Here is an 11,705-nt window from a genome sequence, read left to right as displayed (position 1 = left end):
AAATGAGCATGGAACTTTTGAAAGTTCCTCCCCATAATCTTGAGGCTGAACAGGCTGTTCTGGGCGCGCTGATGCTTGATCCCCAGAAGGGCAGTACTGTATTCGAGATTCTACGTCCGGAGGATTTCTACCGCGATAATCATAAAAATATTTACCTGGTCATCAGGGATATCTTTGAAAAAGGGGACCCTGTTGATTTGGTTACAGTGGCTGAGAACTTAAGGCAGGCAGGCAGGCTGGAGAGCATCGGGGGAATTGGAACAATCTCTCAGATCGCCGGATCTGTGCCTTCAGCGGCCAACGTGGAACATTATGCCCGGATTGTGGCGGAAAAAGCCCTGCTCCGTCAGCTGATCCGCATTGCCGGCTATATTGAAGAAAAAGGGTACGAAGCGGGAGAAGAAGCCCTTAGTTTATTGGAGGAAGCCGAAAGACTGATCGTAGAAATCTCTCAAAGACAGTCCAAGGAAGGTTTCGTTACGATCCGAAGCATTCTCCTGAAGACATTTGACAAGATCGAATACCTCTATTCCAATAAAGGAAACCTGACAGGGGTTCCGACCCATTTTCGGGAGTTGGACCGGATCACTTCCGGCTGGCAGGCTTCCGACCTGGTTATTATTGCCGCCAGACCATCGATGGGCAAAACGGCACTTGTCCTGAATATGGCACAGAATGCTGCGGTAAAATCCAAGGTTCCTGTAGCGTTATTCAGCCTGGAAATGTCCAAAGAGCAGCTTGTCCAGCGTATTCTTTGTTCGGAAGCGATGGTAGATCAGCAGCGGGTCAGGACCGGCGAACTATTGGACTCAGACTGGCCAAAGCTTACCCAGGCTGTAGGTCCGCTGTCCGAGGCACCAATCTTTATTGATGATACCGTTGGGATATCCCTGGCAGAGCTTCGGTCCAAAGCTAGAAGATTAAAAATGGAACAAGGACTTGGACTGATTATTATTGATTATCTGCAGTTAATGACCGTCGGCAAGAAGGTAGAAAGCCGCCAGCAGGAAGTCGCCCAGATTTCCAGAGGCTTAAAAGGCGTTGCACGTGAACTATCCGTGCCGGTTATTGCCCTGTCTCAGCTTAACCGCGGTGTTGAGCAGCGTCAGGACAAGCGGCCACTGATGTCCGACCTTCTGGAATCCGGATCGATCGAGGCTGATGCCGATCTTATTTCTTTTATTTACAGGGATGAATACTATCACCCTGATTCGGAGAAAAAAGGTATTGCTGAGATTATTATTGCCAAGCACCGCAATGGTCCTGTAGGTACAGTTGAGCTTGGGTATTTGAAGGAATTTACGAAATTTGTTAACCTCGATAAGAATTATGGTTAATACACGATAAGATTATCGTTTATATTTGGTTGTATCAAATATTCGAACATTTAGCCTAGGAATACAGCAAATGTTCGGATTTTATTGACAAACAGGGGCGATCGTTGTTAAGATGAAGTTTGGATTGAAGTCGTGATGGAATGGGGGATTTGCATTGGCGGCAGTCATACTGATCGGCACCCAGTGGGGTGACGAAGGAAAAGGTAAAATAACAGACTTTCTGGCCGAAAAAGCCGACATGGTAGTCAGATATCAAGGAGGAAACAACGCCGGACATACGGTTGTAATTAATAAGGAGACTTATAAACTCCATCTGATCCCTTCCGGGATTTTTTATCCTGAAAAGGTCTGCGTAATTGGCAATGGCCTGGTTATTGACCCGAAGGTATTGATTGAAGAACTTGAGTATCTCAAGGACAAGGGCGTAAGCACAGACAACCTTAGAGTCAGCGGTAATGCCCACGTGATCATGCCCTACCATCGCATTCTCGATGTGCTTGAGGAAGAGTATAAGGGAGACCAAAAAATTGGAACAACCAAACGCGGTATCGGTCCCGCTTACAAGGATAAAGCTTCCCGTACTGGAATCAGGGTGTTGGATTTCCTGGATAAGGACGAGCTGGCAGCGAAGCTGCAATATAACCTTAAAGAAAAAAATTTGTTGATTACAAAGGTGTATGGACAGGAAGCGCTCAGCTATGAAGCTGTGCTTCAGGAATGCCTGGAATATGCGGAGAGGATCCGGCCTTATGTCGGCGATTCTTCTCTGGAAATTAACCATTTCTTAAGTGACGGGAAAAAGGTCCTGTTTGAAGGCGCTCAGGGAACGCTTTTGGATTTGGATCATGGAACGTATCCGTATGTCACTTCTTCCAACCCTGTGGCAGGGGGAGCCTGCATTGGTGCAGGAGTAGGACCAACCCGGATCAACAAGGTTGTCGGTGTTGTTAAAGCCTATACGACCAGGGTCGGCGAAGGACCGTTCCCAACGGAATTGACCTGCCAGACAGGGGAACTTATCCGGGAAAAAGGCGGAGAGTATGGGACAACAACCGGACGGCCGCGGCGCTGCGGCTGGTTAGACGCTGTCATTACCCGTTATGCGGTGCGGATCAGCGGCATTTCTGATTTTGCATTTACCAAACTGGATGTCCTGACAGGAATGGACACGTTAAAGATATGTACAGCTTATCGCTACAAAGGTGAAGTTCTTCATGATTTCCCGCAAAGTTTGAAAGTCCTCTCCGAATGTGAAGCGATCTATGAAGAAATGCCGGGCTGGCAGGAAGATCTGACGGAGATCAGCGAATATAGCCAGCTGCCGGAGCAGGCCAAGAATTATATCCATCGCTTGGAAGAACTGACAGGTGTTCCGGTTACCATGCTCGCTGTTGGGCCTGGCCGCAATCAAACGATTACGCGGGGTAATATCTTTTAAGGATTTTGATAATGAATCTGAATGTACTTTAATTTTTTCGGATTAATTCCTGGTTCCGAGATGTCAAGGATATTAAAGTTTTACTTGACAGTCCGGGGACTGAAATGATAGAATCATGAATTGTGGCCTGGGCCATTAGCTCAGTCGGTAGAGCACCTGACTTTTAATCAGGGTGTCCCGCGTTCGAGTCGCGGATGGCTCACCATTTATGTTGAAAATGCTTGTATCCGTAAAGGGTACAGGCTTTTTGCATTTTTTGGACGCAGACACCATGACTCGGGGAAGAGACGCTGACGAATAAAGACCATGTTTTTTCGCTTGCGAATTTGAAAGGATCTTGGTTACAACGTTCTTTAAATAAGCAAATATATGCAGCCCATAAGTATCTAGGGTTGGTCTGGGTGTCACAATTCCGCTTTCGGCAGATAGCGCCCTCCATGACGCTAACAGCCGCGCTCCGCATCCATGCTCCGCTTGACGCTGGAACTTGTGGCACCCAGACCTAATATGGGGTAATCAGGCTTGAATGAAATTATTTGAGCAATGAATTTAAGAATGTTGTACTAGATAATGATATAAGGGAGTATTCGATGCATCTGCTTAAGGAATAAATAGGGCTTGCAAGCTCTAACTAAATTTGGTATTTAGAAGTTTAACAAATCAGAACAAGCTATAAAATAGGTGATTGCGGCAAGAGCCAAGGCGATTTTGATAGGTTTATACCCAAGTCTTCACCATTTGAAGCCCGTCTACGTATGCTGTAATTAAAGCTACCAAAAAGGCGGGAATCAAAATGAATGAACCAATCACTGAACGCACGCCGCTTGTCATCACGGCTGAGATTAATAGGATAAAACAACAGACTTGTAAAATCATGCTTACCAGTGCCATCGAGGTTGGCAAGCGACTGAAGGAGGCCAAGGCACTGCTCCCGCATGGAGAATGGGGAAAATGGCTGGTCGAATCGGTGAGCTATTCCCAGCGTACAGCCAACAGGCTGATGCAGCTCTTTGAAGAATATGGTATAAACTGTTCGCTTCCACCGGTGACAGCGGCAGGTTAAATTCGTCAGCGCTGACGAATTTAACCTGCTACCAGGCTCTTCTCCTTTTGGGGATTTCGGAAGATGAGCGGGAGAAAAGAAAGAGCAGGCTCAAGTCACGCCTATACCAAATAATCCTGGGGAAATCAAAATAGAATATGTAACCGTCAAACCAACACCTTTATCCGGGAGTCGCTTTGGCCTGCTTCACCACTGGATATGCATTTCCGGAGCGTAAGAAAAAAACAATAAAAACCTAAAAAAGTTCTTTACTATTTGTCATATTATCTGTATAATACAGAAACATGAGCGAAAAAATTGGGTGAAACCATTATAGATGGTTCACGAACGTATCGCCTATGGCCCGTTGGTCAAGCGGCCTAAGACACCGCCCTTTCACGGCGGTAACACGGGTTCGAATCCCGTACGGGTCACCATATTTCAAAATTAAGCTGAGTTTTGATAGATTGATAATCGATCACGCCTCGGTAGCTCAGTCGGTAGAGCAGAGGACTGAAAATCCTCGTGTCGGCGGTTCGATTCCGTCCTGAGGCACCATACGTCCTGTAAAGCGAGTTATAACGGTTTTTTACTGTTAAGGGCTCGTTTTTGTTTTTGCCGCAACCCTACACACATCCTTTCGAATCCCCATAGATTATAACAACGAACATAGATGGGGGGATTTAGGTGCGCGTACTTAAGATCGGAGTCAGAGGAAATGATGTGATGGAAGTTCAAGCTTTGCTCAAAAAGCTGGGCTATGATCCGGGGACGGTAGACGGAGTATTCGGAACAAATACAGAGCGAGCGGTGAAGCAGTTTCAGGCGGCCAGTGGTCTCCAAGTAGATGGAATCATTGGTCCAATCACTTATCAAAAGCTCTTGCCGTTACTGAACGGCTACATAATGGTTACGGTTGCTGCGGGAGATACGTTATATCAGATTGCCAACCGTTATAAAATCAATACTCAGCGGCTTCTGGCAGCAAATCCCGGGGTCAGTTCTGACAATATAAGATTAGGACAACAGTTGACTGTGCCCTATGCTTTTGATGTTGTCGATACAGACCTCAATTATACCTACGAAATCATGCAGCGGGATATTGCCGGGTTACAGAAACGCTATCCTTTCCTGGAAACCGGGGTTGCCGGGAAAAGTGTTCTCGGGCGGAATCTTTACTATCTGAGGCTGGGTAATGGACCGAATCAGGTATTCTACAATGCGTCGCATCATTCACTGGAGTGGATCACAACGGTTATGCTAATGAAGTTCTGTGAAAATTATCTGAAAAACTATGTGGACGGAACTTCGGTCAGGGGATACAATATAAGAGAGATATGGAGCCAAAGCTCAATTTATTTAATTCCTATGGTGAATCCAGATGGTATTGATCTGGTTTTAAACGGACTTGAAATAAATCACCCTTTCTACACATCTCTTCTGAAATGGAATGAAGGCCGGATGAATTTTGGCCAGGTCTGGCAGGCCAATATTCGTGGCGTAGATCTGAACCACAATTATGATGCATCCTGGCAGTTGTCGAAACAAGCGGAAGCCAGTCATGGGATAACCGGGCCCGGCCCGACCAGATTTTCAGGGACAGGTCCGGAATCCGAGCCTGAATCCAAAGCAGTTGCAGACTTTACGAGAAATCATAATTATAGACTTGTCCTGGCCTACCACAGCCAAGGCAGGGTGATCTACTGGAATTACAGAGGTCTGGCTTCGGCCAGGGACCGGCTAATTGCACTCAGTTTAGCAGAAAAAAGTGGCTATGCGCTGGAAGAAGCGACCGGAATAACATCGTATGCAGGCTATAAGGACTGGTTTATCGAAAAATACCGAAGACCGGGCTATACGGTTGAGGTTGGGCTTGGCCGAAATCCTTTGCCGATTTCTCAATTCGCGCAGATCTATCGGGAGAATGAGGGAATGCTGTTACTGGCGGCGCTTGTTACTGCAGGCTAAGAAAAAGGATGGTGAAGTGCTGAAACTGGTGGTGAAGGATGGAGACATGATGGTGTAGGATAGAAAAATGATGGCCTCTTGACGAATGAGAGGATAATAAATATAATAATAGTTACCTGAAAAAATACCTTATGCGGAAGTGGCTCAGCGGTAGAGCATTGGCTTCCCAAGCCGAGGGTCGCGGGTTCGAATCCCGTCTTCCGCTCCAATTTAAGAATATAAGGCCAGTTTTAAGCTGGTTTTTTTATCGAAAAAGCTAATTAATGGTATTTTAACGGGACGCGATGTATAATAAAAATCACATGAGGCTTTAGTGAGGCGTTAAGCCGAAAGGAGCTGAAAGGAAAAGAATGTTATCTGACTCTGATAGCCGAATGTTTCGCAAGAAGGGCAAGTTCAAGAAAATTGTGGCAATATTGACCATTGTGATCATGACAGCAGTATTAGGCGGATGTAATTCATTGGATGATGCGGTAGCGAAAGCGAAGCCGCTTATTCCCAAAGGATATGACTTGGTAAAAGTTGAACAAGTCAGTGATAATTCAGGGATTGTATTTTACACGTTTGAAGAAGAATTAAGCACAGGAATATTCACAAAAAACAGTTTTGGCTGGAAATGGACAGGAAGTGCGGTTGGTAAGCTTGTCACTTATCCCGACGGCCTACAGTGGCGATATGCGGATCTTGGAGAAGATGGCACCCAATATTCGGTCTATTACGGCAAGATAACGAATAAGGATATTGTACGTGTAACTGTTACGACGATCGGCGGGGAAAAGGTCCAGGGGAAAATTGTTAACACCGATCAGCTGAGATTATGGTATGCGTTTGTCAGTAAACCGCAGGTCCCATCGGTAAGCGCAGATATCACCGGATACTCCGCTGAAGGAAAGGTCATCTACTTGTTCAGTCAGCCTAAACAATAATAAGGAGGATACGCATGGCTAAACATATTCAGACAGTCATTAAGGGGAACTTAGCCTCAACAGCCAAAACCGGAGGATGCGGAAAATGCCAGACATCTTGCCAATCGGCTTGTAAGACATCTTGCACAGTTGGCAATCAGGTTTGTGAAAAATAACAGGAACATCATAGAAGACAGACAGACGGTTATTTATAAAGGGGTTCTGTAAAAAAGCTTGGCGTCAGCCAAGTTTTCTTTTTTCATAAAGGTATTTCAATGGTATAATTGTTCTGAAAACTATTACGATGGGCAGAGGATACAGAAACATGAAATTGACGAACTACAATATAGCAAAAAATGTACATGTGTATACGCAAGGGAAACTTCAGATTGCCTACGATGTCAATTCGGGGTCGCTTCATGTGATTGATGACAAGACATATGCTTTTATTCAGGAATTGATAACATATCAGCAAAAGAACAGTTTGGAAGATTCAGAAGAGATGCTGGACAGTTGCGGGTATAATCTTTCTTCTGAAGAAAAGCAGGAAATCCTGGTAGAATTGAAAGTGCTTCAGGATCAAAAGCTGTTGTTTTCCTGCGAGCCCGAAGAAACAATACTGCCGTTTTCTGACCGGCCGGTGATCAAGGCGATGTGCCTGCACGTTGCGCATGACTGCAACCTGCGCTGCAAATATTGTTTCGCGGGAACAGGACCTTTCGGCGGTAACCGCGAATTGATGAACGTTAAGACAGGCAAGAAAGCGTTGAAATTTTTATTGGACCACAGCGGAGACCGGGGACATTGCGAGGTTGATTTCTTTGGCGGCGAACCGCTGATGAATTTGCCGGTTATCAGGGAATTGATTGTTTACGGCCGGGAGATAGCCGCTCAGGCCGGTAAAAAGATCAAGTTTACACTGACGACGAATGCGGTTCTGATGGATGAAGAGACAGCCAGATTTTTGGAAGACGAAGGAATCAGTGTTGTACTGAGTCTGGACGGACGCAAGGAAGTAAACGATAGAATGCGGCCTTTCCTGAACGGAGCCGGAAGTTATGACCGGATTATGCCGCAGATCCTTAAATTTACGGAAATGCGGCCGGAGACGTCGCGTTATGCTGTCGGCAATTATTTTTATGTCCGGGGAACCTATACACGTTTCAATAAAGACTTCTACAAGGATGTCCTGCATATGGCGGACAGCGGCATCCGAAGGATCTCTGTGGAGCCGGTGGTAGCTTCTCCGCAGGAAGTGTATGCTTTCAGAGAGGAAGATCTGGCAGAAATCAAAGAAAGCTACGATATTTTAGGAGAAAAAGTGCTGGAATATCGCGAGGCAGGGAAAGAATTTGTCTTTTTTCACTTCAATGCAGGCCTTGATGAAGGACCTTGCCTGATTAAGAGGCTGTCGGGCTGCGGGGCCGGACATGAGTATGTAGCCGTCTCACCGGAGGGGGATATTTACCCCTGTCACCAGTTTGTCGGACAGGAAAAATATAAAATGGGATCTGTGAATGATCTGAACTGTGAACTGAAGGAAGAAATTGTTCAGTCCTTCCGCCAGGCGCAGGTCTATACGAAGGAAGAATGCCGCGTCTGCTGGGCACGCTTCTCATGCAGCGGCGGATGCCATGCAGCCAATGAAGCTTTCAGCGGGGAACTGACAAAAGTGTATCCGATGGGATGCGAGCTGCAGAAAAAAAGGCTTGAAGTCGCGTACTATCTTAAAATCATGGAAGCCAAGCAAAGGGTTCTTATTTAACAAGAGAACCCTGGCACAAAGGAAGAGTTTCTTTGACTCTTTTGTTTCTAAGGAAAGATTAATTAAACCTTCCTATTATTGATAATAGGAAGGTCGCAGGTTAGGAGAAAAAATGCAAAAAAAAGTTCAAAAGATCACCGTAGGGTTTATCATAGGGATAATCTGCATTTCCCTTATTGGATCAACATTTTATGCAATTTCCCTTCCAGGGTCTGATAATACGGAAGATACCCAGGGCCAAGAAGCGTTGGAGCAGGAATACAATCAGCGGAAGCAAGCCGTTGTGGAACTCAGCGCAGCACTCGAAAAGAGCCCGGAAGACGTCGAAGCGCAGCTGGCTCTGGCCGACGCTTATTATAGTAAAGCGAGTACAACAATTGAGCTTAACGATGAAGAATACCAGGAAGATCTGCAGAATGCGATAACGTATTACCAAAAAGTCCTGGCACAGAAAGACGACAATGATGTAAGGTTAAAACTTGCAATATCCGCATTCCTTTCACGTGATTCTAATCTTGCGGATGAAACATACAAGGAATTAATTGAAAAGGAACCGCAAAATGTGGATGTGCTATATTGGTATGGGATGTTCCAGTTTTACAGCAAAGAAGATTACAAGAAGGCCGAGCAGTACTGGCAGACGGCGTTAAAATACAATACGGATGAAAAGATGAAGACTAAGCTCGAGGAAATGATTGCAAGAGCTCAGGACATTGAACCTTAGACAAACGAACCTGAGACAAGTAACGGCAGACATGTTAACAACAGGATGAGTAAGCGCCTGAATCACAGATTGGGAAGGTGAACAGATGTATTTTGCAACACTGGCCAGCGGCAGTTCCGGTAATGCCATATGTGTAGGGGAAGAGAACAGGAGTCTGCTTGTGGATTGCGGCATTGCGGCAAAGAGGGTGCTTACGAACCTCGAGATGATTGATATCGCCGCTCCTCAGCTGGAAGGGATCATCATTACCCATGAACATTCCGACCATGTCAAGGGGGCCGGCGTGCTGGCCCGCAAGCTGAAGATTCCCGTCTATGCGACAGCCGGAATTTGGCAGGAAATTGAAATGGTGCTTGGGGATATTAATTCTGAACAGAAAAGAATTATTGACCGGGACATCTATCTTGCGGGTATGGATGTGAAACTCTTCCCGACTTCCCACGACAGCAGGGAAAGCTACGGTCTTAAAATAACAGGTAAAACGCATACGCTTGGCATAGCGACTGACAGCGGCATTGTTACAGAAGAGATGCATCGGAATCTTCGGGGCTGTGATGCCTACGTCGTCGAGGCAAACCACGATTTGGAAACATTATGGCACGGAAGGTATCCGTACTATTTGAAGAAAAGAGTCAGCGGAAATGCTGGACATTTGAGCAATGTCCAGCTTGCTGAGGCCTTGACGGAATGGCTCGATGAAAACACGCAAAAAGTCGTGCTTGCTCACTTAAGCGAAGAAAATAATACGCCGCAAATGGCGCTCAGTACAGTCGTGGAGATGCTTCGGGATTCGCAGGCTAAGAAAAAATGCGCGAATCTAAAAATCAGGGTCGCACCGAGACATTATCCGCACCAACTTATTACACTGGGATAGTATGTCAAGAGAGCATAACTGACAGACTAAATTTAAGGTAGACATGATACATACTGGATAGGAGGGATGTCAGATGGATGATTATGATGACCGGGACAATTTCGGACGAAGGAGTGGGAAACCCCGTATTGTTTCAACAGTTTTGCTTGCTGTCATCAGCGCAGTTCTGGGTGGCTTGATTGCTGTCATTCTTGTTCCGGCGGTATATCCTCAAGGCAATTATTTGGAAAGCGGTAATAAGGTTGTCGTTCAACAGGGAGAAAATCCCCCGATTACATCCTCAGGTGCTACCGGTGGGGAGTCACCGGTGATTAATATTGCCAGCACAGTAGGGCCTGCTGTCGTAGGTGTGGCCAACTTTCAGTATAGCGGGAATATTTTTGCCGGCAGCAGTGATGGACTCAGTGAAGCAGGAAGCGGTTCCGGCTTTATCATCAATGCTGCCCATGGCTATATTGTTACCAACTATCATGTCATTGGAGATGCTGAAAAAATTATGATTTCGCTTGCCGATGGTCGGGATGTTCCTGGAACGCTTGTCGGCGGTGATCCGCGGACCGATCTTGCCGTGCTCAAAATTGACGGTACGAAGGAACTTGCGGCTGTCCAGCTCGGAGATTCCGCAGCCTTAAAAGTCGGAGAATCCGTCGTTGCGATCGGGAATCCGGGAGGCCAGGATTTTGCCCGTACAGTCACAGCCGGTGTGGTATCAGCGACAGACAGGTTTCTTCAGCTGCAGGGGGAAGCCAGCTTTAATCTGATTCAGACGGATGCGGCGATTAACCCAGGCAACAGTGGCGGACCGCTCGTCAATTACAGCGGCCAGGTTGTCGGAATAAATTCAGCCAAAAATGATACCCAGGGCTTTGAAGGTATGGGGTTTGCGATCCCAATTTCCGATGCATTGCCTGTAATTCAGCAGCTCATTGAAAAAGGGTTTGCGAGCCACCCGGCTTTGCAGATCAATATCGACGACCGTTACACGGAGGAATACGCTTCATTCAAAGACTGGCCGGCAGGCTGCTATATCACCAGTGTCGAAAACGGCGAGGCGGCAGCTAAAGCCGGTATCCAGGCCGGAGATATCATTACGGCCATTAACGGAACAGCCATAACCAATTCTCTGGAGCTGACACACGAACTCTTTAAATACAAGCCGGGAGATAAAGTATCTGTCAGCTATTTCCGGGGCGGCAGCACGTATAAAACGGATGCGGTACTCGGAGAAATCAGATCAGAATAGAACAACCAGAAACTAGAAAGATCGAACGAATCGGCTATAGGAAGACCTTCGCACTATGTCAGCTAAAGACTGCCGCCAAAAGCTTGGCGGCAGCCACATTTTCTATAGGGATAGGCACTTTTCCCGGCATTCTCATACAATAATAAGGACGAGATGCTAAGCAGGACGAGACACAGGGCCGGACAGAAAAAGTTGCTATTTTGTTACACAGATGAAACCTGATATAATCTCATCTTTGACACTTTAAAGGTAAGCGTAAACTCTAGCGGCGTAAAAAAGAGGCCGCCGTAACCAGCAGGCTCGCGTCATATAAAAATCATTCGTCGCATTTGCTCTTAGCATACGGTACTCGGCAATGCTCAGGAGCATTTGCCGGGAGTAATGGAATCACCCAGTCTGGATGTGTTTG

General features: G+C 46.3%; 9 protein-coding genes, 4 tRNA genes and 1 pseudogene. All 14 read left to right on the top strand.

Translation table 11 applies throughout. The features are described from left to right. The first annotated feature begins 8 nt into the window (after nt 1-8). Entirely contained in the window at nt 9-1,337 is a 1,329-nt protein-coding gene (dnaB, locus tag A7D23_RS11670) for a replicative DNA helicase (protein ID WP_015044991.1), read from the top strand. Nucleotides 1,338-1,491: 154 nt separating this feature from the next. After that, nucleotides 1,492-2,775 (top strand): adenylosuccinate synthase, encoded by a 1,284-nt coding sequence (locus tag A7D23_RS11665; protein WP_019224918.1) that lies wholly within the window; start codon nt 1,492-1,494, stop codon nt 2,773-2,775. Nucleotides 2,776-2,904: 129 nt separating this feature from the next. Beyond that, nucleotides 2,905-2,980, top strand: a tRNA-Lys gene (locus A7D23_RS11660). A 588-nt stretch (nt 2,981-3,568) separates the two neighbouring features. Further along, nucleotides 3,569-4,004, top strand: a pseudogene (locus tag A7D23_RS11655) (DUF3102 domain-containing protein); the annotation flags it as partial. Between the two features lie 174 nt (nt 4,005-4,178). After that, a tRNA-Glu gene (locus tag A7D23_RS11650) sits at nt 4,179-4,254 on the top strand. A 45-nt stretch (nt 4,255-4,299) separates the two neighbouring features. Next, nucleotides 4,300-4,375, top strand: a tRNA-Phe gene (locus A7D23_RS11645). Nucleotides 4,376-4,504: 129 nt separating this feature from the next. Continuing rightward, nucleotides 4,505-5,785, top strand: a complete 1,281-nt coding sequence (locus A7D23_RS11640) for a M14 family metallopeptidase (RefSeq protein ID WP_019224919.1) — start codon at nt 4,505-4,507, stop codon at nt 5,783-5,785. A 133-nt stretch (nt 5,786-5,918) separates the two neighbouring features. Further along, nucleotides 5,919-5,993 (top strand) — tRNA-Gly (locus A7D23_RS11635). Between the two features lie 142 nt (nt 5,994-6,135). Then, the gene (locus tag A7D23_RS11630) at nt 6,136-6,711 is read left to right on the top strand and encodes a hypothetical protein (protein ID WP_019224920.1); all 576 of its coding nucleotides are present in this window, start codon (nt 6,136-6,138) and stop codon (nt 6,709-6,711) included. 14 nt (nt 6,712-6,725) lie between these two features. After that, on the top strand, nt 6,726-6,866 hold the full coding sequence (gene scfA, locus A7D23_RS11625) for a six-cysteine ranthipeptide SCIFF (RefSeq protein ID WP_019224921.1): 141 nt from the start codon (nt 6,726-6,728) through the stop codon (nt 6,864-6,866). Between the two features lie 149 nt (nt 6,867-7,015). Next, nucleotides 7,016-8,455 (top strand): thioether cross-link-forming SCIFF peptide maturase, encoded by a 1,440-nt coding sequence (gene scfB, locus A7D23_RS11620; RefSeq protein ID WP_019224922.1) that lies wholly within the window; start codon nt 7,016-7,018, stop codon nt 8,453-8,455. A gap of 112 nt (nt 8,456-8,567) precedes the next feature. Continuing rightward, complete coding sequence (locus A7D23_RS11615; protein WP_019224923.1) at nt 8,568-9,179, top strand: tetratricopeptide repeat protein; 612 nt, start codon at nt 8,568-8,570, stop codon at nt 9,177-9,179. An 85-nt stretch (nt 9,180-9,264) separates the two neighbouring features. Further along, nucleotides 9,265-10,053, top strand: coding sequence for an MBL fold metallo-hydrolase (locus A7D23_RS11610; RefSeq protein WP_019224924.1), 789 nt, complete (start codon nt 9,265-9,267; stop codon nt 10,051-10,053). 73 nt (nt 10,054-10,126) lie between these two features. Beyond that, complete coding sequence (locus tag A7D23_RS11605; protein WP_019224925.1) at nt 10,127-11,296, top strand: trypsin-like peptidase domain-containing protein; 1,170 nt, start codon at nt 10,127-10,129, stop codon at nt 11,294-11,296. The last annotated feature ends 409 nt before the right edge of the window (nt 11,297-11,705 follow it).

It is taken from the genome of Dehalobacter sp. TeCB1, from assembly GCF_001707455.1.
Classification (GTDB): domain Bacteria; phylum Bacillota; class Desulfitobacteriia; order Desulfitobacteriales; family Syntrophobotulaceae; genus Dehalobacter; species Dehalobacter restrictus.
The sequence above is the reverse complement of the archived record's forward strand: the minus strand, read 5'-3'. Positions and strand labels throughout refer to the sequence as shown.